This window comes from Brevibacterium oceani, assembly GCF_017948325.1.
Taxonomy (GTDB): Bacteria; Actinomycetota; Actinomycetes; order Actinomycetales; family Brevibacteriaceae; genus Brevibacterium; species Brevibacterium oceani.
The window spans coordinates 766,210-790,007 of the sequence record NZ_CP072846.1 but is presented as its reverse complement, the minus strand read 5'-3'; the positions used below and the strand labels follow the sequence as shown (position 1 = coordinate 790,007).

15 protein-coding genes are annotated in these 23,798 nt (G+C 66.1%); 12 read left to right on the top strand and 3 right to left on the bottom strand.

Annotation, left to right across the window (positions count from 1 at the left end; genetic code table 11):
- The first annotated feature begins 172 nt into the window (after nt 1-172).
- The 6 genes from J9314_RS03410 (at nt 173) to J9314_RS03385 (ending at nt 13,841) form a co-directional block, all read left to right on the top strand.
- Nucleotides 173-388 (top strand): hypothetical protein, encoded by a 216-nt coding sequence (locus J9314_RS03410; protein ID WP_181276372.1) that lies wholly within the window; start codon nt 173-175, stop codon nt 386-388.
- 121 nt (nt 389-509) lie between these two features.
- Nucleotides 510-11,111, top strand: coding sequence for a non-ribosomal peptide synthetase (locus tag J9314_RS03405; protein ID WP_210604560.1), 10,602 nt, complete (start codon nt 510-512; stop codon nt 11,109-11,111).
- Between the two features lie 6 nt (nt 11,112-11,117).
- Complete coding sequence (locus tag J9314_RS03400) at nt 11,118-11,324, top strand: MbtH family protein (protein ID WP_210604559.1); 207 nt, start codon at nt 11,118-11,120, stop codon at nt 11,322-11,324.
- On the top strand, nt 11,324-12,307 hold the full coding sequence (locus J9314_RS03395; protein WP_210604558.1) for an ATP-binding cassette domain-containing protein: 984 nt from the start codon (nt 11,324-11,326) through the stop codon (nt 12,305-12,307). The genes J9314_RS03400 and J9314_RS03395 overlap by 1 nt, the downstream gene beginning before the upstream one ends.
- Nucleotides 12,304-13,104: an ABC transporter permease gene (locus tag J9314_RS03390; RefSeq protein ID WP_210604557.1), complete on the top strand. Its 801-nt coding sequence runs from the start codon at nt 12,304-12,306 to the stop codon at nt 13,102-13,104. The genes J9314_RS03395 and J9314_RS03390 overlap by 4 nt, the downstream gene beginning before the upstream one ends.
- Nucleotides 13,101-13,841: a 4'-phosphopantetheinyl transferase family protein gene (locus J9314_RS03385; protein ID WP_210604556.1), complete on the top strand. Its 741-nt coding sequence runs from the start codon at nt 13,101-13,103 to the stop codon at nt 13,839-13,841. The genes J9314_RS03390 and J9314_RS03385 overlap by 4 nt, the downstream gene beginning before the upstream one ends.
- 52 nt (nt 13,842-13,893) lie before the next feature.
- Here the strand turns inward: J9314_RS03385 and J9314_RS03380 are convergent, their stop codons facing one another.
- The 3 genes from J9314_RS03380 to J9314_RS03370 all read right to left on the bottom strand — a co-directional run bounded on the left by J9314_RS03380 (nt 13,894) and on the right by J9314_RS03370 (nt 17,203).
- Nucleotides 13,894-15,594 (bottom strand): FAD-binding oxidoreductase, encoded by a 1,701-nt coding sequence (locus J9314_RS03380; protein WP_425514180.1) that lies wholly within the window; start codon nt 15,592-15,594, stop codon nt 13,894-13,896.
- A 14-nt stretch (nt 15,595-15,608) separates the two neighbouring features.
- Nucleotides 15,609-16,343, bottom strand: coding sequence for a lysophospholipid acyltransferase family protein (locus J9314_RS03375; RefSeq protein WP_210604554.1), 735 nt, complete (start codon nt 16,341-16,343; stop codon nt 15,609-15,611).
- Between the two features lie 77 nt (nt 16,344-16,420).
- Entirely contained in the window at nt 16,421-17,203 is a 783-nt protein-coding gene (locus J9314_RS03370) for an SDR family NAD(P)-dependent oxidoreductase (protein WP_210604553.1), read from the bottom strand.
- Nucleotides 17,204-17,307: 104 nt separating this feature from the next.
- Between J9314_RS03370 and J9314_RS03365 the strand changes: the two genes are divergently transcribed.
- The 6 genes from J9314_RS03365 to J9314_RS03340 all read left to right on the top strand — a co-directional run bounded on the left by J9314_RS03365 (nt 17,308) and on the right by J9314_RS03340 (nt 23,668).
- Complete coding sequence (locus J9314_RS03365; RefSeq protein WP_210604552.1) at nt 17,308-19,554, top strand: HAD-IB family hydrolase; 2,247 nt, start codon at nt 17,308-17,310, stop codon at nt 19,552-19,554.
- Nucleotides 19,548-20,471 carry a hypothetical protein gene (locus tag J9314_RS03360; protein WP_210604544.1) on the top strand — a complete coding sequence of 308 codons (924 nt, stop codon included), beginning with the start codon at nt 19,548-19,550 and terminating at the stop codon, nt 20,469-20,471. Before J9314_RS03365 ends, J9314_RS03360 begins: the two co-directional genes overlap by 7 nt.
- Nucleotides 20,461-21,246, top strand: coding sequence for a ferritin-like domain-containing protein (locus tag J9314_RS03355; RefSeq protein WP_210604543.1), 786 nt, complete (start codon nt 20,461-20,463; stop codon nt 21,244-21,246). The genes J9314_RS03360 and J9314_RS03355 overlap by 11 nt, the downstream gene beginning before the upstream one ends.
- 153 nt (nt 21,247-21,399) lie before the next feature.
- Nucleotides 21,400-22,092: a fasciclin domain-containing protein gene (locus J9314_RS03350; protein WP_246490586.1), complete on the top strand. Its 693-nt coding sequence runs from the start codon at nt 21,400-21,402 to the stop codon at nt 22,090-22,092.
- 122 nt (nt 22,093-22,214) lie between these two features.
- Nucleotides 22,215-22,865, top strand: coding sequence for a sigma-70 family RNA polymerase sigma factor (locus tag J9314_RS03345; RefSeq protein WP_210604541.1), 651 nt, complete (start codon nt 22,215-22,217; stop codon nt 22,863-22,865).
- Nucleotides 22,862-23,668 carry an anti-sigma factor gene (locus tag J9314_RS03340; RefSeq protein ID WP_210604539.1) on the top strand — a complete coding sequence of 269 codons (807 nt, stop codon included), beginning with the start codon at nt 22,862-22,864 and terminating at the stop codon, nt 23,666-23,668. Before J9314_RS03345 ends, J9314_RS03340 begins: the two co-directional genes overlap by 4 nt.
- The last annotated feature ends 130 nt before the right edge of the window (nt 23,669-23,798 follow it).

Sequence of the window (23,798 nt, the reverse complement as noted above, 5' to 3'; positions counted from 1 at the left end):
GTCTCCCCTCGCCGAGGTGGCCCTGCCCTGACGCACTGCTGTGACGAGGGGTTCGAATCATCGGAGCAAGAAAAACTCCTGGCCGGCCAATCCACGTGCGTGAGCCTTCCGAATGGCACATGTCCGTCCCCATACGGACGATTGCAGCCGATGTCAGAAGAGGACAGGGACCATGAAGAATCTCAAGCTCATCAATGCCCGCGCCGTCTCCGGTGCCACACTCGCGACCATCGTCATCGCCGTCGGTCTTATGGCCGCACCCGGGAGCGCCTCCGCTGCCGAGACCTCTCCGGCTTCTTCGACCGAAGCCTCGGGGGCACTCATCAACGGCCCGATCATCGATCTGGGCGACCTCCTCGGCGATATCAACATCGGGCAGTTCCAGTAACGACCGATCCTCTGCCGCCGTGCTCACGTGATCCGGCCACCCGGTTGCGCTGAGCACCCGCGCGCCTCCTTGCCGACGGAGACCTCGCCCAAGGAAACCCCCACCCACTGCGAAAGACACGATGACTGACGAGAACACTCGAATCGACCTCACCTCAGCACAGCGCGGAATCTGGTACGCCCAGAAGATCGAACCCGACAACCCGACGTTCCAAATCGGGCTCTATGTCGACATTCGCGGGCCACTCGATGTCGACAGAATGCGTGAGGCGGTCGCCACGACCGTCGCCGAAGCCGACTCGCTCAACGTCGTCTTCGGTGAGGACGAAAAGGGACCCTTCCAACAGCTCGGACCGGCACGCAGCCACCTCCTGGTCCGTGACCTGCGGACGGAGTCGAGCGAGGATCCCGAAGACTCGGCCCATGCGCTGATGCAGGAGGATCTCGACACCGTCCACGATGTCGACGAGGGTGACCTGCTCCGGTCCCAGCTGTTCTGCCTCGGAGACGACCATTGGATCTTCTATCAGCGGGCCCACCACCTCCTCGTCGACGGCTATTCCGCCGTCCTCGTCCTCCGCCGCGAATCCCAGGTCTACCGGGAACTCGCCGATCAGGGCACCGCATCGGACTCACCCTTCGGCAGCCTCGACGATCTGGTGGCCGAGGAGGCTCAGTATCGTTCCTCGCAGCGCTTCGCCACCGACGCCGAGTTCTGGAAGCAGATGCGCTCCGAGTCGGAGACGGCCACCAGTCTGGCCGAACGTCCGGCATCACCGGCACGACGGCTTGTCACCTGCAACGCCGACATCCCCCAGGAGCTCTCATCACGCCTGGCCGGTTCGCGGTCGGCGCCGACGCTCATCCTCAGCGCCGCAGCGGCCTACCTGCACCGCATGACCGGACGAGAGTCCATCTCGGTGGGCCTTCCGGTCACTGCCCGTCGCAGCGCCCTGTCCAAATCGGTGCCGTCCATGATGTCGAAGATCCTGCCGGTGCAGCTGCAGGCAGCACCGGAGATGACGACGGCGGATCTCGTCGCCGGTGCCGGCGCGACGCTGCGCGAGGCGCTCATCCACCAGCGCTTCCAATATCAGGAGCTGAGCACCGACAGCGACTACATCGGACCTTCGGTCAACATCTTCCCGCACGTCGATGACATCGACTTCGGAATGTCGACCGCCTCGCTGCACCTCCTCTCGACCGGCCCGGTCGATGACCTCTCGATCATCATCCACGGCATCGGAGCCGATCCCAGCTCCGAAGGCGGCAGCAGGCCGGCCATCGTCCGGTTCGAGGCGAACGCCGAACTCTACGATCAGCACAGCCTCGCCGAGCACCTGCGGCAGTTCCTCTCCGTCCTGTGCCAGTTCGATCCGAGCGGAGATCAGCACCTGGCGGGACTCTCCCTCATCGCTGCCGACGAGTCCGACGAACTCATCGCAGGGGGCAAGGGACCCGAGCAGAGCCTTCCCCGCCACACCGTGGTGGAGGAATTCTCCCGCCACGCCCGCAGGTCCCCATTCGCCACCGCGGTCGTCGCCGAGGACGGGCACATCAGCTTCGGCGAACTCGACCGCCGCTCGACTCAGCTTGCCGACCGTCTTCGGGACTTAGGTGCAGGTCCCGGGGCTCGCATCGCGGCACGCTTGGGCCGGTCCACCACGCTGCCCGTCGCCGTGCTCGGAATCCTCAGAACAGGTGCCGCCTACGTGCCCCTCGACCCCGACTATCCGGCCGACCGCATCGAAGCGATGATCGCCGACGCAGCGCCGGTGCTCGTCATCAATTCCTCAACCGTGTCGGGTCCCGCCGGAGAGACGAATATGACCACCGACCGTCCCGTCATCGACATCGATGCGCAACCGCAGTCGGCAGCGCCCGCAGCCGAGTCGACCCAGGCAGGGTCAGCACAGGCAGGGTCAGCCCAGACCGGGTCAGCGCAGGCCGGATCACAGCAGACCGGGTCGACGCCTGCTCCCGACGACCTCGCCTACGTCATCTTCACCTCCGGGTCGACCGGTCGACCCAAGGGCATCGGGGTCGAGCACCGATCACTGCTCAATCTCTTCCACAGCCACAAGGAGACCATCTTCGATCCGGCAGCCCGTCGACTCGGACGAGGACTGCGCGTGGCACACACGGCCGGGATCTCCTTCGACGCCTCCTGGGATCCGCTGCTGTGGCTCTTCGCCGGGCACGAACTCCACCTCATCGACTCGGTCACCCGCCGCGACCCCGAAACCCTCACCGACTACTTCTCCGCCCACGGCATCGACTCGATCGAGACGACGCCCTCATTCGTCAAGGCACTTCTCGCCCACGGCACGTTCAGCGGCACCGAGCATCCCAGCGTCGTCGCCCTGGGCGGAGAAGCGGTCGAACGTGGGCTCTGGGACCAGCTCGCGGCTCTGCCCGAGGTGGATTCCTACAACCTGTACGGACCGGCGGAGACGACCGTCGACAGTCTCACCGCACCCATCGTCGCCGGCGCCTCGCCCGACCTCGGCGGCTCCGTGGCGAACACCAGGCACTATGTCCTCGACTCCCGGTTGGCCCCTGTCCCTGCGCAGGCGCGTGGGGAGCTCTACATTGCGGGGCTGAATCTGGCGCGCGGCTATGTGGGCCGGCCGGCCACCACATCGGAACGGTTCATCGCCGACCCCTTCGCCGACGACGGCTCCAGGATGTATCGCACCGGCGACATCGTCCGCAGACCTCTGGCCGGGGGAATCGAGTTCTTGGGCCGGGCCGATGAGCAGATCAAACTGCGCGGCTACCGCGTCGAACTCTCCGAGGTCGAGCTCGCCCTCCAGTCGGAGGACCGGATCCGGTCGGCCGCAGTCATCCTGGGACAGAACCGGGCCGGCTACAGTCAGCTGCTCGGCTACATCACCGCCGATGAGCAGATCGATGCCGCCGAGGTGCGCCGACACATGAAGACGCGCGTACCCGACTACATGGTCCCCTCATTCATCACGCAGATCGAGCGGATTCCCCTCACGGTCAACGGCAAGCTCGACCGGGCCGCGCTGCCGGAACCGGAGTCGACGCGATCGGAATCCGCGGCACCGAGGACAGTCCGGGAACAGGCCGTGGCCGAGGCCTTCGCCCAGGTGCTGGGAGTGGAGACCGTCGGCATCGACGATGACTTCTTCGAACTCGGTGGGCACTCCCTGCTCGCCACCCAGCTGGTGGCCTCACTGCGGAAGCGATTCGCTGCACCACCCGCCCTGAGCGAGGTCTTCCACCATCCCACCGTCCGCGAACTCAGTGCCGGGCTCGACCTCGGCGACACGGCGGAAGAGCCTGCACACGAACTCGTCGCCGCAGGCCGTCCCGCGACCATTCCCCTGTCCTACGCGCAGAGCCGTCTGTGGTTCCTCAACCAGTTCGACCCGACGTCCGCGGCCTACAACATTCCGCTGACCCTGCGCATCCGCGGAGACCTGGACACCGGTGCCCTGCGTGCTGCGATCAATGATGTCGTCTCTCGGCACGAGAGCCTGCGCACCGTGTTCCCGTGGACCGAGGGTCAGCCCCACCAGGTGATCCGCGCCGCCGACGATGCGCAGATCGCCCTGCCCATTGTGGAGATCAGCGAGGACCTCGTCGATCACACCGTCGATGCAGAGGCGACACACGGCTTCGACGTCTCCACGCAGCTGCCGATCCGGGCCCTGCTGGTCAGACTCGGCGCCGACGATCATCTCCTGCTGCTCACGCTGCACCACATCGCCGCCGACGGCTGGTCGCTGCGCCCCCTGGCCGGTGACCTCTCCGATGCCTACCGCGCTCGGGCTCGCGGCACCACCCCCACCATCCCCGAACTGCCGATCCAGTACGCCGACTACGCACTGTGGCAGCGGAGGACCCTCGGCTCCGAGGAAGACCCCGACAGCGAGATCGCCGACCAGCTGGCCCACTGGAAGGACGCGCTGAGCGGAGCTCCGGTCGAACTCAGGCTTCCCGTCGATCGACCCAGGAGCGCACAGAACACCGACCGCGTCTCCCGCAGGATTCCGATCGACATCGACGCCGAGACCCACGCCGGTCTGCGCCGGCTCTCCGGCGAGCGCAATGCCAGCCTATTCATGGTCCTGCAGGCCGCCTTCGCTGTGCTGCTGAGCAGACTCGGCGCCGGCACCGACATTCCCATCGGCACTCCCGTCGCCGGCAGGACGGAGACGAAACTCGACGACCTCATCGGATTCTTCGTCAACACCCTTGTCCTGCGCACCGACACCTCCGGCAACCCCAGCCTCGTCGATGTCGTCGATCGGGTCCGCGCGTCCAACCTCTCTGCCTATGCCAATCAGGATGCGCCGTTCGAACGAGTCGTCGACGAACTCGCACCCCCACGCTCGGACCAGCTCCATCCTCTGTTCCAGGTCATGCTGACCCTGCAGAACACTGCCCCGGCGGCCCTGGACATGGGTGACCTCGACGTCGAACCCGCACCCGGGCCACAGGTGTCGGAGGCGAAGTTCGACCTCCTCCTCGACCTGGCCGAACGCGAGAACGACGGCGCGACTCACACGGTCGGTGACATGCACACCGTCAGTGAGGCTGCCGGCATCACCGGCTCCCTCGAGTTCGACTCCGCGCTCTTCGACGAATCCACCGCCGAAGCCATCGCCGCACGATTCGTCCGTGTGATCGACCAGTTCGCCGCCGACCCGCACACACCGCTGCGCGAACTCGAGGTGCTGAGCCCGGACGAGATCGCAGAGATCCGCGCTCAGGGTCAGGGCCGCGACGCGGTCGCACCCGAATCGACGATCCTCGACGTCCTCGATTCGACGATCCGGAGCCATCCCGAACGTCGCGCGCTCATCGCCGACGACGGTGAGCTGACCTTCGCCCGCCTCGGTGCCCTCATCGACCAGATCGCTCATGTCCTGGCCGCCCGAGGGATCACAGCGGGAGACAGCGTCGCCATTGCCCTTCCCCGGTCCGCCGACGCCATCGCGGCACCCTTGGCCGTGCTCTCGATCGGCGCAGTCGCCGTGCCCATCGACCTCAGCTACCCCGGAGAGCGGATCCGGCTGATCCTCGACGCGAGCGCCCCCGCGGCCATCATCACCGACGAGGCTGAACTCCCGGTCCGCCCGGGCACAGCGATCGGCACTACCGAACTCCACACCGCCGAACTCGGTCGCCGCGGGGCCGACCGTCCGGTCCCGAGCGACCGCGCCTATGAGATGTACACCTCGGGTTCGACCGGCACCCCGAAGGGGGTGGCCGTCCCTCACAGTGCGCTGCTGAATCTGCTGGCCCATCATCGGGAGACCATCTTCGCCGAGGCGGGACTCGACGTCGGACCGGTCCAGGCGGCGCACACGGCGGGGTTGGGCTTCGACGCCGCCTGGGATCCGGTGCTCTGGCTCGTGGCCGGAGCGAGTCTGCACATCGTCGGCGACGAGATCCGCCGCGATGCCGAAGCACTCGTCCGATTCTGCCGCGAGCATGAGATCCGGGCCCTCGAGACCACCCCGTCGTTCGTCAGGCAGCTCATCATCTCAGGGCTGTTCGAGGACGACACCGGTGGGGACCGCGTCCCGCTGTCGCTCGCCCTCGGCGGAGAGGCCGTGCCCGAGGATCTCTGGCAGGAGCTTGCCGAGCACCCCGCGGTGCGTGCCCGCAACTTCTACGGTCCCACCGAATTCACCATCGATTCCGTCACCGCAGCAGTCGAGGGAGACAGGCCCACCATCGGTCATCCGATCAGGAATGTGCGAACCATGGTCCTCGATCAGCATCTGTGTGAGGTTCCCCGTGGAGTCGTCGGCGATCTCTATCTCGCAGGCGCCGGAATCGCCTCCGGCTACGTCAACAGGCCGAAGGAGACGGCAACACGATTCGTTGCCGATCCTCTCGAACCGGGCGCTCGGATGTACCGGACCGGCGACCTCGTGCGCCGAAACCCTGACGGCAGCCTCGACTTCGTCTCCCGCGATGACGACCAGATCAAACTGCGCGGATACAGAGTCGAGCTCGGAGACGTCGAGAACGCCCTGGCCTCGGGCGACGGCGTCGCCCAGGCGGCGGCCATCGTCGAGAATCCCACGGATCCCGGGTCGGCACGGCTCATCGGCTACTACACAGGGGACGCCGACGAGGCCGCCCTCCGCGACCATCTTGCCGCCCAGCTGCCGGCCCCGATGGTCCCCCACATCCTCGTCGGTCTCGATTCGATCCCGCTGACGTCACATGGCAAGCTCGACCGCTCCCGGCTGCCGGCTCCCGCCGCTTCGGGGGCCAAGGATTCCAGGGCCGCGCGCACCGCGGACGAACGCACCATGTGCCGACAGTTCTCGTCCGTGCTCGGCACTGAGGACATCGGACTCGACGACGACTTCTTCGACCTCGGCGGGCATTCGCTGCTGGCGGTCTCCCTCATCGGCCGCATCCGGGCTGCCTTCGACACCGAGCTGCCGCTGCGCGCAGTCTTCGACTCCCCCACCCCGGCTGCGCTGCTGCATCGACTCGATTCTCGCGGCCCCACCGAGCCGGCATCCACCGAGGAACCCACGATCACGGCGGAATCGGCCGGCGGTGCGCCGCACCTGAGCCTCACCGCGTGGAGTCGGTCGCACGGGCACACCCGACCGCAGCTGATCCCTCTGTCCTATGGGCAGGCGCGACTGCACTTCCTCAATCAGCTCGACACCGATGCCTCGGACTACACCATCTCCCTGGCTGTCCGATTCTCCGGAGACCTCGACCCGGAGTCCCTCGGGCAGGCGCTGACGAACGTGATCGCCAGGCACGAGATCCTGCGCACCGTCTACCCCAGCGTCGAGGGCAGCCCCGTCCAGCAGATCCTGCCCCCGGACGCCGGTGAGGGTCTCATGGAACACCGCACCACGACCTCCGGCGCAGAGACCGCGGAGCGGATGCGGGATGAGGCCGCTGTCGGATTCGACCTCAGTCGCGACCTGCCCATTCGTGCGAGCCTCTTCACCGAAGGCGACGAGTGGGTGCTCCACCTCGTGATGCACCACCTCGCCACCGACGGCGCCTCGCTGAGACCCCTGACGCAGGACCTCTCCACCGCCTATGCCGCACTGCGCGGCTCGGCCCATCCGATGCAGCGCACCCTCGAGGTCCAGTACGCCGAGTTCGCGCTCTGGCAGCGCCACGTCCTCGAGGGCGAGGAAGCCCCTGCAGCGGAGGCCCCGCTCCTGAAACGGAAGATCCGGGCCTGGCACGACCGGCTCGAGGGGATTCCCACCGACATCAGCCTGCCCGCCGATCGTCCCCGTCCCACGACCGCCAGGCAGTCGGGTCGTCACCATCACTTCAGCCTCGACGCCCGCACCTCTGCCCGTCTGGCAGCGGTGGCCGCGGAGAACGGGGCCAGCCTGTTCATGGCGCTGCACTCCGTGCTCGCGGGCTATCTCAGCAGGCTCGGTGCCGGTGAGGACATCGTCATCGGCTCCCCCAGCGCCGGACGGTCGGACCCGGCGCTGGAGGACATGGTCGGACTCTTCGTCAACACCATTCCGATCCGCACCGACACCTCGGCGGGCCCCGGCCTGCGCGCTCTCCTGGCTCGCACCCGCGCCGCAGTCATCGATGCTGTCGAACTCGACGACGTGCCGTTCGAGCGTCTCGTCGAAGCGGTCAATCCGCCTCGCGAACTGGGCCGCCATCCCCTGTTCCAGGTCATGCTGTCCCTCGAGGAGACATCTGCGCCGAGTCTCGACCTGCCCGGTGTCACCACGAGCGTCGAACCCGAAGTCGAGACCGGTGACGCGAAGTTCGACCTCTCGTTCACATTCCGCCGCAGCGACGCCGAGGCGGGGCTCGCGGTGGTCCTCGACTACAACTCATCGATGTTCGACGCGGAGACCATCGCGGGCATCTGCCGACGATTCTCCCGATTCGTCGACGAGGCCGTAAAGGATCCCGAACGTCCGCTGCGCGACATCGCCCTGCTCGACCCGGTCGATACGCGGACGGCGATCGAGTCCCTCACCGGTCCCGTGCCTGCGGACACGCCGCCACCGGTGCTCGACGTCTTCGCCGCGACGGCCGCCCGGATGCCCGATGCCGTGGCGGCCCGGTCCGACCGGACGTCGCTGTCCTACCGCGAACTCGACGCGGCCTCAACGCGGTTGGCGCACGAGCTCATCGACCAGGGAGCAGGCGCCGGCGACACGGTCTCCGTGCGACTGAGTCGCGGCCTCGGCGTCATCGTCGCCACACTGGCCGTGCTCAAGTCCGGTGCGGCCTTCAACCCGATCGACATCGACTATCCCCGCGGTCGCACCACTGCGATCCTCACCGACGCCGCACCCCTCATCGTCATCACACAGCCGGGCAGCACGCTCGCGCCCGTCCCCGCCGACGCCGGGATCACCCCGAGCATCATCGAGATCTCGCCCGCCGACGGTTCGGCTCGCCCCTCACCTGCTCCACAGGGGTCGACGGTCCCGAGGGCAACCGCTGCGACCACGACCGCGACGCTGCCCGCACCTCACCGTGATTCGGCGGCCTATGTGACCTTCACCTCCGGCTCGACCGGCCGGCCCAAGGGCGTCGAGGTCGGCCACGCGGCCCTGGCGAACCTCCTCGCCTCCCACCGCGCCCGGTTCCTGCCGACCCCGAGCGATGAGGCCGAGCGGATTCCGGTCGCCCACACCACCGGAATCGGCTTCGATGCCGCGTGGGATCCCCTGCTGTGGATGATGGTCGGGCACCCGCTGCACATCGTCTCGGAAACCGTCCAACGCGATCCACAGCGGCTGGCGGCCGATCTTCGCAGACTCGGCATCGGGTTCTGGGAGACAACACCGAGTTACCTTCGCCTGCTCTCCACCGAACCGGAATTCGAGCGCATGCTCGCCGATGCCGCTGAGCAAGGCGCTCCGATCGTCCTCGCCCTCGGCGGGGAAGCGATCGATCCCGACCTCTGGCAGTGGCTGCACGACCATCCCGGCATCATCGCCCACAACCTCTACGGACCCACCGAGACCACGGTCGACGCATTCGCCGCACCTGTGGGCGCCTCTCCGACGCCGATGCTCGGGACGCCGCTCGAGCGCATGCGCGGATACATCCTCGACGAACGTCTGAACCATGTCCCGTCCGGAACCATCGGGGAACTGTATCTGACGGGTGAGCAGCTGGCCCACGGGTACCGGGGCCGACCGGGGCTCAGCGCCGAACGCTTCGTCGCCGACCCCCACGGCGGCCCGGGCGAGCGCATGTACCGGACCGGTGACCTCGTCGTCCGGCACGCGGACGGAGAGCTCGTGTTCATCGGTCGCAGCGATGACCAGATCCAGCTGCGCGGATACCGGGTCGAGCTCGGGGAGGTCGAGCGGGCCCTGCGCCAGGCACCGGGCGTCAGGGACGCCGTCGTCCGACCGTTCGGCACGGACCCTGCCACCATCCAGCTCGTCGGCTATGTCGTCGCCGAGGCCGGCGCGAGAACGGGGACCGCCACCGAGCTCGCCGATGCGGCCCGCGACCATGTGCGCTCGATCGTTCCCTCATACATGGCGCCCTCGCACCTCGTGGTCATCGACGAGATCCCCCTCACCGCTCACGGCAAGATCGACGAGGCGGCCCTGCCGGATCCGTCGACCGCGACCGTCGGCTCGCGGCTGAGGCCCCGCACGCCGCAGGAGGAAGCCGTCGTCGCGATCTTCGCTCGCGTGCTGTCCCTGCCGCAGGTCGGCATCGACGAGTCGTTCTTCGAACTCGGCGGGCACTCGTTCCTCGCCCGGCCCCTCATCGCGGCCGTCAACGAGGCCCTCGGTGCCGAGCTGTCGGTCCAGGCCCTGTTCCGCTCACCGACCGTCGAGCAGCTCGTTCTCGAGGCCGGCCGCGGCGGCGCGGACTCCATCGCCGAGAGCCTCCACCGTCTGCTTCCTCTGCGCCGCGCGGGCACGAAGCCGCCGCTGTTCGCCGTTCACCCGGCCACGGGCATCAGTTGGGGATTCGCCGCGATGCTCGGCGGCCTCGATCCGGAACGCCCGCTGATCGGCCTGCAGATGCCCGGCCTCTCCCCGGACGATCCGGAGGAGATGACCGCGCAGACACTGACCGAGCTCGCCGACGACTACATCACCCACCTGCAGACGGTTCAGCCCGAGGGTCCCTACCACCTGATCGGGTGGTCTCTCGGCGGCATCCTCGCCCACCGTCTGGCCACCCGCCTCCAGGAGCGGGGCGAGTCCGTCGCGTTCCTCGGCATTCTCGATGCCTTCCCCGACGGGCAGGAGCGCAACGCCGATGTCGGCGAAGGATCCGAGCTGTGGGCGAACTACCTCGGCGCCAATCATCCGGCGATCACGGAGACGATGGAGGGTCTCGATGACGAACGGGCCCTGGAGATCCTGCGTGCACACGGGGATCCCCTCGGCAATGTGGCATCGGAGACCATTGCGGCGATGACCCGCGGGTTCTTCACCCTGGCCAGACTGATCCGCGAGGCCCCGGTGGAGGCCTTCGATGGTGAGCTGCTGCTCTTCACCGCGACCCGCGACGTTCCGAACGGCACTCCCGGACCCGAGTCATGGCGCCGATTCGTCACCGGCGACATCCACGTCACCGAGGTCGATGCCCGGCACTCGGACATGCTGGGCTCCGAGGCTGTCGGAGAGATTCTTCCCGTCCTGTCCATCCACATGGACGAGGCCGCCGAATCACAGATGAGTTCCATCCACTCCTGGAACCAAACCCCGCCAAGCAACACCACTAGGAGCTGAAACCCCGTGAATAACCCCTTCGACGACACAACAGGGACCTTCCGCGTGCTGGTCAACGACCTGCAGCAGCACTCGCTGTGGCCGTCGTTCGCCGATGTGCCCGCGGGATGGGTCCTCGTGTTCGGACCGGCCAGCCGCGACGACTGCCTCGAATTCGTCGAGGAGAACTGGAAGGACATCACTCCGCGCCGGCTCGCCGAGATCGCCTCATAGTGATTCGCCTGGAGAACCTGAGGAAGAACTACGGAGCCTTTCGAGCTCTCGACGGCATCAGCCTGGACATCGAGGAGGGACAGATCTTCGGGCTCCTCGGCCCCAACGGAGCCGGGAAGACGACGACCGTCAAGGTCCTGTCCACACTGATCCGCCCCGACTCCGGCACCGCCGTCGTCGCAGGACACTCGGTGACCGCCGATCCCACTGCCGTCCGCCGCAGCATCGGCCTCTCCGGCCAGTACGCGGCCGTCGATGAGAAGCTCACCGGGTACGAGAACCTCGTCATGGTCGCCCGCCTCTACGGAATGAGCCGCCGGGAATCGGCGGCCCGCGCCCGCGAGCTGCTGGCCGAATTCGGTCTCAGCGACGTCGCCGGCAAACGCGCAGGCGCCTATTCGGGAGGCATGCGACGACGACTCGACCTGGCCTCGGCCCTGGTCGTGCGTCCGCCGGTGGTCATTCTCGACGAACCGACCACCGGGCTCGATCCTCGTGCCCGGCTCGACACCTGGGAGGTCATCACCACCTTGGTCAGAGGCGGCACCACCGTGCTGCTGACGACCCAGTACCTGGAAGAGGCCGACCAGCTGGCCGATCGCATCGCCGTCATCGATTCCGGACACGTCATCGCCGAGGGAACCTCCACGGATCTCAAGGGCAGGCTCGGCGCCGAACGGGTCACACTGACGCTGACCCACCGCGACTCCCTCGACGGGGCCCTGCGGATCCTCGACCGCCTCATCGGCGACTCCGCCCGCCCGCAGGCGGACTCGTCGGGACTGCGCATCACCGCGTCCGCACCGCTGGGGCAGAGGAATCTGCTCCAGGTGCTTGCCGCCCTTGATGAGGAGGGGCATTCGGTCACCGAGGCGGCCCTGTGCCGTCCCACGCTGGACGACGTGTTCCTCGACCTCACCGGACAGCCCGCCTCGGCGAGACCCTCACGGACACCGGCAGACACCGCCGAGGTGGGAGCATGACCGCGCTCGTCTCCGCCGCCCGCGACAGCTCCGTCATCGCCTGGCGCAATCTGCTCACCGTCCGTCGGACCCCGGGCGCCCTGGTCACGGGAATCGTCCAGCCGGTGATCTTCGTCTTCCTCCTCGCGTTCGTCTTCGGCGGCAGCCTCGGCGGCGCACCGTACCGGGAGTTCCTCATCGGCGGGATCCTGGCTCAGACGCTGACCTTCAATTCCTCCTTCACCGCCGTCTACCTCGCCAAAGACCTCCAGCTCGGACTCATCGACCGTTTCCGTTCGCTGCCGATGTCACGAGTCGCCGTGATTCTGGGCAGAACATCCTCGGACCTGGTCACCAGCCTCATCTCCGTGGCCGTGACGATGATCTGCGGTCTGCTCATCGGGTGGCGCATCACCGAGGGATTCGGTTCGGCCCTGCTGGGCATCACGCTCCTGCTCCTCTTCAGCTTCGCGATGTCGTGGATCGGTGCGGTCATCGCACTGACGGCCAGGAGCGTCGAGGTGGCACAGAGCCTCGGCCTCATCTGGCTCTTCCCCGTCACCTTCATCTCCGGAGCCTTCGTCTCGATCGACACCCTTCCCGGCCCGCTGCAGACGATCGCCGCGTGGAATCCGATCACCGCGGTCGCCACCAGTGCCCGAGAGCTGTTCGGCAACGCACCGCCGGTCGGGTTCGTCACGAGCACGGGCTGGCCGGCCGACAACGCCGTCATCTATGCGATCCTCAGCTGCGTTGCGGTTATCGCCGTCTTCTCCCCCATCGCCGTCTCCCAGTACCGTCGGATCAGTCGGAGATGACGAGAACCGCGATCGAATACCTCATCAGCGACATCTCAGCGATCGAACGGGCGCTTGCCGAACACCCCTGGCTCAGTGCGATGCTGTCACCGGACGAGGCCGCTCGCGCGGACCGCTTTCGCAGACCCGCCGATCGGGCCGCGTTCCGAGGGGCGCATCTGATCTTTCGGCTCATGGCTGCTCGCCGCCTCGGTATCGATCTCGACGAGGCCGGCGAACTGGAGCTGACGCGCCGCTGTCGCACGTGCGGCGGCCCCCATGGCAAGCCGGCAGTCCCCGGGGCCGAGCTCAGCCTGTCGCGTTCGCACGATGCGGTGGTGGTCGGCTCGGCGCCTGGGTCCTCACCGGTCGGAGTCGACATCGAACAGGTTCCGGACGATGTCTTCACAGGCTTCGACGACTACGTGCTCGGCCCGACGGAGACTCTGCCCGAGGGCGATCCCGTTCGTCAGCGCATCGACCTCTGGGTGTGCAAGGAAGCCGCAGTGAAGACCACCGGGCACGGGCTGTCCGTGCCGCCCGGTGATCTCACAGTGACCGAGGTTGCCAACCGGCGATCAGGAATCAGCCCGCACGGACGATGGACGGCCGCGATCGCAGCCCCCGGATATTCCGAACTCGACGCACTCAACATCTCTCGGCTCACGTGCCCTCGACCCTACGTCGCGGCGTTGTGCAGTGCCGCTCGAATGCCCATCGAAGCTGTCGGTCTGCAGGAGGTCCTCACCGCACGGTGACGAAGATGCGTGCGATAGCTGTGGTGCAGCGACAGCAGTGAGGGGGAAGTCCTCAGGGCTCATCCCGATCGCCGAGGACTTTCCCCGGGTTGAGGTTCTGTCCGGGGTCGGTGGCCCGAAATACGGCATCGACCATGAATGCCCCCGGCTCGGTGATGTCGTCGACGAGCCACGGCTGGTGTTCGGTGCCGACTCCGTGATGGTGCGACAGGCCTCCGCCGGAGTCGATGAACTCCTGCTGAATGCTGGCCTTGACTTCCTGATACTCCGCCAGCGCCGTGTCCTCATTCGCATAGGGAATCGCGAAGGTGAAGTACAGGCAGGCACCGCCATGATAGCTGTGGGACAGATGGCAGAACATGAACCCCGGTCCGCCCTGCTCACTGCGGTTCTGTCGGAATCTCTCGTGCACCCGAGCATGGACGTTCTTGAGATCTCCCCATGTCACTCCCGTCTCGCAGACATCGCCGAAGACTCTGTAGTTGAGCAGGAAGTCGCGCAGGTACGGGGTGTCGAATTTCTTCTGATCATAGACTGCGCCGGGCCCGGAGCCGAGGCTGATTCCGCCTCGGCGACCGATGAGCTCCTTCACCTCGGCCTTCTCACGTGCCACCCGCTCCTTCGACCCTTCGAAGCAGACGTATGACAGGCACATGCCTTCCGTCGTGTCCCATCCTTTGGACCGCAGGTAGGCGAACAGTGCGTCCTGACCGCGAGCCGCGATCGTGGCCTTCACACCCCTCGGCTCAGAGACCATCGCGAGACTGAAGCGAGTCTCGGGCCCGTCTGAAAGACGGGTGAACGCTGGTGTGACCTCGGAACGGGCGATGTCGTGCATGGCCTCGACCCCACTCGCCCAATCAGGGAAGAGGTAGGCGATGACCTGCCGCACCTTCGGCAGCCGGTGCACCTGCACAGTGCATTCCGAGATCACACCGAGACGTCCTTCGCTGCCGAGGATCATCTCATGCACCGACGGGCCCGAATCGCGGCCCGGAATGGGCTTGCTCACCATCACGCCACGTGGGTGGACGACACGAAGACCACGCACGATGTCTTCGATGTCGCCGTACTTGTCCGACTGCATTCCCGACGACCGGGTCGCCGCCCACCCGCCGAGTGTCGAATAGCTGAACGAGTCGGGGAAATGGCCCATCGTCCATCCGCGAAGATTGAGCTGCTCCTCGAGGTCGGGCCCATAGGCTCCGGCTTGCACTCGGGCGAAGCCCGAGTACTCGTCGATGTCGATGACTCGTCGCATTCTCCCGAGATTCAGCGAGACGATGGGCCGCTCCTCATCCGGGCTCGGAGTCACTGAGCCGGAGATGCACGAGCCGCCGCCGTAGGGAATGAGCACCAGGTCGCGCTCAAGGACGAGGGCGAGGACGGCAGCGATCTCGTCCTCGCTTCCGGGGTAGACGACGGCGTCGACGAGGCGGGTGATCGGCTCGTGGCGCACCCGGTAGAGGTCCGGCAGCGAACGGCCGAACGAATGGACGACGCGCAGTTCGTCGTCGACGCTGACATTGTCCGGCTCCACCACGGTGCCGAGCTCGTCGAGAAGCGCCGATGACATGCGGGACCCGGGTAGGTCCAGGTCGCTGAGCACCGGAGTCTTCGGTCTTGGCGCGTTCCAGAGGTCGAGACCGACCTTGTCTTTCGCGATCGCAGCGAAGTCGGGTTTGGTCTCCCACTGGAAGTCGACCCCTTCGGCACCCCAGCCCCACCAGCGGTGCCGCTTGACGTCCTGCATTCTCATCGGTTCGCTCACTTCTTCGTCCTTTCCTCAACCGGTGTGTGTTCGCTGCGGGCCCCGATGTCTTCGGCTCCCGCTGCGAAGAGCTCTGCGACGAGACGCTGCACACGCGCAGTGAGTGCACCCAGCGATTCCCCTGGTCGAGCGCTGACCGGTTCACCGAAGACGACATGCACAGGTGGTTTGCCCGGCACCGGCCAGGCGGAGCCTTTGGGCATCGCTTCGAAGCCTCCGACGACGGCCGTCGGCACGATGGGGACAGAAGCATCGACTGCCAGCTTGATCGACCCGACCTTGAAATCGGCGATCGTGCCCGACTTCTGCCGACCTCCCTCGGGAAACAGCAGAACCGGCACACCCGAGCGCAGAAGAGCGCGGGGCAGATGCGAGCTGCCGTGTGAACCCTCGCGATGGATCGGAAACGCGTTGAAGAGCCAGCGGACGAAGAGCCGCTTGTGCCACACGGTGAAGAAGTAGTCGTAGGCGACTCCGGTCGCAAGGAACCGCGACTGCCTGCGCGGCAGACTCTGCGCGATGATGGGCGCGTCGAGGTGCGAGGTGTGGTTGGCGATGACGAGAAAGCCTCGGTCGAGCTTGCGCACTCCTGGAGCGATCCTGACCGTCGGAGTGATCGTCGAACGGATGAGGCCGCGGAAGAGGACACGTTGGAGGAGGAATCTCAGCGCGGCGCGCATGCGCGACCTGTACATCGGCGGCGCCGGCGGAGAGAGAGTGTGATCAGTCATCTCCACTGATTCGGAGCCGCTATCGCTTTCGGATGGGCATTCCCTCGAATTTCTTCGACCGGTCGAGCGTCGCCGCTCTATCCTTCCTGCTGCCGACGAGAAGTGAGCAGAGCGGAGAGACGATGGATTGCCGGACGCGGCAGCAGCCGCAGCGTCGACGAGATCACCTTCCATCGCAGCTGCGGCACCGAGATCCTCTTCCCACGGGCGACATCCCGCAAGCACCCCTCCACCAGCATGTCCGCATCCATCCACAGCAGGTCGGGAATCGACGTTCCGGCGATGCCTGCGCGGGAATGGAACTGCGTGCGCACCCATCCGGGCACCAGAGCGGTCACACTCACACCCGTGCCCGCGGTCTGGACCGACAGCGCCTCGGAGTAGTTCTGCGTCCACGCTTTGATGGCGGTGTAATTGTTCTGAGTGAGTCCCGCGCTGACGGAGCAGACATTGATGATCCAGCCTCGTCCTCGATGCTTCATCGCTCTGGCGGCGGCACCGCCGATGATCAGCACGGCGCGCTGCATCACTTCGAAGCCTCGATCATGTTCGGTGACATCCGGGCTGAGCAGGCTCGAGCGGACCGAGAATCCCGCATTGTTGACCACGATGTCGATATCGGGTTCCGAGCCGGGCTCTTCGATCCGGGCGGCCACGCGGGCCTGGGCATCCCGGTCCGCGAGGTCGGCGACGATCGTTGCGACGTCCACACCGAAATCACCGCGGATGCGCTCGGCAGACGATTCCAGTGCGTCGGGGTCCCGGGCGACGAGGACGAGACTGACACCGCGTCTGGCGAAAGCGCGGGCGAAAGCCGCGCCGATCCCCGCAGTGCCTCCAGTGATGAGGGCCACATGCATATTGCCACGATACAGGCATCCAAACACCGGTCCGCACCGAATCAGTTGTGTCAGCCACGTCCGCGCTTCCACGGAATCGCACTCTCTACCCGTTAGGTTTCCGCATGCACTCCAGCCGATACCTCTTGACCGGTGCCACAGGTTTCCTTGGTCAGGCGCTGCTGCAGGCGCTGCTCGAAAGCGACCCGCACGTCGCCGTCACCGCACTCGTCCGTCCCCGAGGGGACCGGTCGGGACATGATCGTCTGCGGCGAATCCTCGGCAAGCCGGTCTTCGCTTCGTGGATCGATCGGGTCGGTGAAGAGACGGTGCGCGAGGCCTTCGACTCACGGGTCACGGTCCTCGAAGGGGATCTCGCTGATCTGCCGCCCCTGACCGATCGCTTTGACGTCGTCATCCACTCCGCGTCGAGCGTGTCCTTCGACGCCGCGATCGACGAGGCGTTCGACACCAATGTCGGGGGCGTCGAGCGACTCTACGCCGCCTTGTCGGAATCGCAGCAGAGTCCTCACGTCATCCATGTCTCGACGGCCTATGTCGGAGGGATCGCGAAGGGCGTCGTGCAGGAGTCCCGGTTGCGCCACACCGTCGATCATGACGATGAGTTCCGGGCGGCGCGACGGGCCAGGAAGAGCGTCGAGGCCGAATCCAGACAACCGGAGAAGCTGCGCCGATTCATCCGCACAGCTCAAGCACAGAGCTCTCGGATGGGTCCGAAATCAGTGGCAGCGGGCGCCGAAGCCGCCCGGGAGAGCTACGTGAGGGATCGGCTCGTCGAGTTCGGACGCACCCGGGCCCAGTCCCTCGGTTGGACGGACATCTACACCTTCACCAAGGCTCTAGCCGAGCGAATCGGTGAGGAATGGGCCGCCGAAGGGCATCGGGTCTCATTCGTTCGCCCGTCCATCATCGAATCCGCGATCCGCCGGCCGAGCCCCGGGTGGATCGACGGTTTCAAAGTCGCTGATCCCCTGATCATGGCCTACGCCAAAGGGAGCCTCTCGGAGTTCCCCGGGCACGCTGATTCGGTGCTCGATATCATCCCCGTCGACTACGTGGTCAATGTCATCCTCGCGCTTGCCGCACACGGCTCGCCCGACCGGCAGTCTGCCGGGCATGAAAGCGGCTCCGTACAGCCTGCCGAAGGGCATTCGGACTACTACCAGGTCGTGTCGGGCACGAGCAATCCTCTGCCGTTCCATCAGATGGTCAGGACGGTTCGCGAGTTCTTCCTCGCCCACCCGCTCCCTGACAGTGAGGGCGTTCCCACAGCGGTGCCCGAATGGAGCTTTCCCAGCTCCGAACTCATCGAACAGCGCATCCGGTTGAAGGAACTGGCAACCGGGGTCGGCCGCGAGGTCGTCGACAGGCTGCCTGCCTCCGCGCATACACGTGCTCTGGCCTCTCGGCTCGGCAGGACCGACGCCAAACTGAAGTCCTTGCGTCAGTTCGCCGATCTGTACCGGCAGTACACGAAGACGGAGATGATCTTCGACGATGCGAACACGAGACGACTGCTGGAGCGGCTGCCGGATGACTACCCGTCCCACCGCAGCTTCGACGTGACCGAGATCGACTGGAAGAGATACTTCCAAGACATCCACATACCGGCCATCACAGAACTCACGCGCAGCTACTCGCGCGACCGCCGACGCGGCGAGAATCGGCTCACTGCGCAGCCCCTGCGGCCCACCGCCGATGCACTGGCAGTCTTCGACCTCGATGGGACAGTGATCTCGGCGAACATCGTGCAGCAGTTCGTGGCTGTCGTTCGCGCCACGCAGCCGATCTACAGGTGGCCGGCGATGATGGGAACGATGGCCGGAATCGTTCCCGGACTGCTGCGAGCCGAGTTCCGGGATCGCTCGGAACTCATTCGCATGGTCAACCGTCGGTATCAGGGCTTCCGCCTCGAAGAGCTCCGAGCGGCCGTGACCGGCAGCCTCGGGCAGGCGATCCGCGACTCCATCCGCCCACGGGCCCGGCAGCTCATCGACGAGCATCGCACGGCCGGGCACCGGACGGTGCTTCTGACAGGCGCGCTGGACGTCCTCGTCGAACCGATCGCAGATCTCTTCGACGAGGTGGCGGCGACCCGGATGGATGTCACCGATGACGGCGTTCTCTCGGGGTTTCTCGCGAGACCCCCTCTCGTCGATGAGGCCCGGGCGAACTGGCTGCGCAAATACGCCGACACAGTGGGCGCCGATCTGGCACGATCGACCGGCTATGGCGATTCTCTGGGGGATGCCGCGTGGCTCGAACTCGTCGGCGACCCCGTTGCCGTCACACCGGATCTCGGACTCTACGGACTGGCACTGAAGAAGCGATGGAAAGTGATGGAATGGTGACGAACGACAGAACACGCCATGACCGCAGCCCCCGCGTCGAACACCCGCCCGGACATGTCGGAGGCAGACTGTTCTCCGATGCGGAGCATCCCACCGTGCTGCGCACGGAATTCGATGTCAGCGATTATCTTGCTCACGCTCGGGGGCGCATCGAGTTCGACTCCGAGCGCATCGAGATGACCGAGGACGTGGCACGAGATCTCGGCTTCCTCTGGCGACTGGAGAACTCAGCGCTGGCCGAGACCCGAGCCATGTTCGCTTCCTGGACGGCCAACGAAGCGCGGATCACGGCCTTCGTCACGGGTTGGGGCTACGAACGGTACTGGTTGGCGCGGGCACTGCGTGACGTCCTCGAAGCCTCCCCGATCCCACAGGGCCCTCGCGAGGGCGGGTCACCGAGACTGCGAGGAGTGTGGGTCGAACGAGGTCTTCCGATCATCGCGCCCGTCGTCGGCGGGTTGGTCAAGGAACCTCTCACCGCCGGGCATATGGCCAGGCTCGCGATCCAGGAGGCGAGCCTCCAAGCAACTGGACGAGCGGTGCGTTCACGACTCGGCGGTGAAGCCGCTCGCGTCCTCACCGAGATCATCGATCGTCGCGAGGAGATCATCCGCTTCTTCCGCTCGGAGGCGGTGGCTCGGATCCGACGATCGCGGATCGAGGCAGTCACGGCTCGAGCCCACCTCATGCGGCCGTGGGCTCCCCTGCGGATCGTCGGCGTGCCCGAACCGGATGAGGCCCGTGCTCTGACGAGCATCTTCGCCTCAGCTTCCGACAGACGGCGACTCATCGACTCGGATGCGAAGATCGGGCAGTTCCTGCCCGGGAACCCGCAGCCTTCAGTGAATCAAGTGACGGCGGCGCTGCGCTCGACTCGCAGAGCCCATGCTCGAGCAGGGAGAAACCATGGCATTTGACTTTGACAAGTACGCCGAGACGTCCGAGGCGGTCAACTGGTCCGATCTGGACCTCGACGTGTTCGACGACCTGCCCTTGGACAGAGACACTCTGCGGTCGGTGCGCTACATGTGCGACGTCGAATACCACACCACATGTTTCGTCCGAGAGCTGCTCGTCACTCCTTCACACCGGGAGGACGCACCGGCGGCGTTCATGACCATGTGGAACCGCGAGGAGTTCTGGCACGGCGAGGCATTGGCCGCCGTGCTCGAGAAGCACGGGATCCACATCGACTACGACGAGGTCAAAGCCAAACGAATGAGCTTGGGGTGGAAACTCGCTCTCGGGCCCGCGAAGCAGTCGATGCTCTCGAACATGGTGGGCACGGACTTCATCGCCGTGCATATGGCTTGGGGTATGGCCAACGAACTCTCGGCCACTGCCGGATATCGGAGGATGGCGGCGATGCAGGACCACCCGGTGCTCTCTCCGCTGCTTGAGCGCATCGCCAAGCAGGAGACTCGGCACGTGGCCTTCTACACGACCCAGGCACGACAGAGGCTCGAGGGCAACCCACGAGCTCAGAAGATCGTCCGACTGGCTCTGGGAAAGCTGTGGAAGCCCGTCGGCTCAGGGATGATGGACGATGCCGAAGTCGAGCATGTGATGAGTCATCTCTTCCAGGAACACACCGACGAACTGGACAAACTCGATAAGAGCGTCCAGAAGCTGCCTGGTCTGGACACGCTGACCATCTTCCGCGATGCCTTCGCCCGCCTGGGGATCGACTGACCACCGGCCGCCTCGGCGAACGTTTCCTCAAGTCTCTTCCCGATTCACCCATCCGGATGCGCACTCGCTGCGAATACCCAGTACACAGCGAGCAATGGAGATCACTTCACAGCTGTGCGCGAATACGCATCACTGTTGATTAGGAGAAGAACAATGAAGACACTGCTTCGCACTCGCACCGCCACCATCGTCTCGGCCGGAGCCATCGGCCTGTTGGCTCTCAGCGGCTGCGGCATGGACTCCGGCTCCGGAGGAGAGGAATCCGGTTCGGATTCCGGCAGCTCCGAATCCCAACCGGCCGACTCAAACGAATCCGAGATGCCCGACGAATCCGGCGACGCCTCCATGGACGACGCCGATCTCGTCGGCAAGGGCTGCTCGACCTACGCCGAGGAGAACCCCGACGGGGCCGGATCCGTCGAGGGCATGGGCCAGGACCCCGTCGCCACGGCCGCCTCGAACAACCCGATGCTCACGACCCTGACCAAGGCGGTCTCGGGCAAGCTCAACCCCGATGTCGACCTCGTCGACACCCTCAACGGCGACGAATTCACCGTCATCGCCCCGGTCGACGATGCCTTCGCCGATGTGCCGAAGGACGACCTCGACGCGCTGGCCAAGGATTCGGACATGCTGACGAAGGTGCTGACCTACCATGTCATCCCCGGTCAGCTCTCACCCGATGAGATCGCCGGCGAACACGAGACCGTCGAAGGCTCGAAGGTCAAGATCTCCGGTAAAGGCGAGGACATGAAGTTCGACGATGCCGGCCTCGTCTGCGGCGGCGTCAAGACCGCCAACGCCACGGTCTACATGGTCGACGGTGTGATGATGCCCGACAAGTGACATCGAGGCGCACCGGCCAGGGGCCGATCGATGATATCGCGATCGGACCCTTGGCCGCCCCTTCTCGCCCACCCGATGGGTATTCTGCGAAACGAAGTCCGAGGGGATGAGAACATTGGTCAATGAGCTCAGACGATCCCCCGGAGTTTCAACCCCCGGGGCACCCGGCCCCACACGGAGAGTCGGCTCCCGCCTCGACCGACGACGGACCGGCCGACGACAGATCGGCCGACCACAGCGGTCAGCTGCTGGTCAGAGTCGCCGAAGGCGACTCGGCCGCCTTCGAGCAGCTGTTCACGGACCAGTCGGGCATCCTCAAGGCTGTCATCCTGCGAATCGTGACGAGCAGGTCCCTCGCCGAGGAGGTCCTCCGGGACTGCTTCACCGAGGTCTGGACTCGGTGTTCGGGATTCGACCCGAGCCGAGGAACGGGCAGGGCCTGGCTGGTCGCCCTGTGCCGCAGACAAGCCATCGACTGCGTGCGCAGCGTCCAGGCCCAGCAGGACCGTGATCCCGCCGATGGGCTGCGAACCTCCGCCGAGGCGGCGGAAGGGTCCGGTCAGACAGTGATCGACCGAGCGGAGTCGGACCGCACGGTCTCCGCCTTGACGATCCTCCCCGAGGAACAGAGCAGGCCGATCGTCATGGCCTTCTATCAGGGCATGTCCCACGCCCGGATCTCGGAGGACCTCAAGGTGCCGCTGGGCACCATCAAGTCACGGATCAGAGACGGAATGAAGAAGCTGCGAGACGAGTTGGAGGTGAGCCGATGAGCACCGATCGTGACTATCTGGCTGCCGGGCTGGCCCTCGGTGGGCTCAGCGACTCCGAGCTCTCCGGGGCTCGGGCGCTTGCCGAGTCCGATGCAGACTTCCGTGCCGAAGTCGCCGTCTATGCCGACGTCATGGCCGAGACGGTCGAATCCGATGAACCCGCCGAGGTCAGCACGGCGACTCGCGATGCGATCCTCGCCATCCCCTCGACACATGTGCAGCAGGGTTCGACGGACGGGCTGCAGAACCCGGCGACTCATACGCAGGCCGACCCGACCGGAGCGAACCCGGTCGGGTCGGCGTCTCCGACCTCGCTGGCCGACCACCGCGAGTCACGTCGTCGCTCATGGCTGCCCTATGCGACCGCCGCGGCCGCGCTCATCGTCGCGGCCGGCTCCGGGGTGACTGTCTGGCAGCAAACGCAGCGTCAGAACCAGCTCGAGGAGGATCTCACCACCGCGCAGCAGCAGCTCGACGACTCCACACGGCTGATGCAAGCCGATGATCTGCACACGAGCACGGCCGAGCTTCCGAAAGGAGGAACGGTCACGGTTCGATCTTCGGAGTCCGAACAGCTCATCCGGCTCAGTCCCGACGATATCGGGCAGCCCCCGGTCGGGAAGTCGATGCAGATGTGGGTGATCGGCGATGACGGCCCCGAAAGCGCCGGACTGATGACCGGTGAGCCGGTGACGATCGCCGGCCACGAGTTCTCCGCCGACAGCGTCTTCGGCATCACCGTCGAGCCGGAAGGCGGATCCGACCAGCCGACCACGGACCCGGTCGTGGCAATCGACCTGTAAGGCCCGAGATCGACCTCGATCAGGCTCGCGCCACGCTGTCCGGCCAGAGACCATTCGACGACAGTTCACGCCGCTGCCCGCGGCTCCGCCCAACCCGTGCCACCCGGCCCGTGCTGCGCGTCGACGGTTT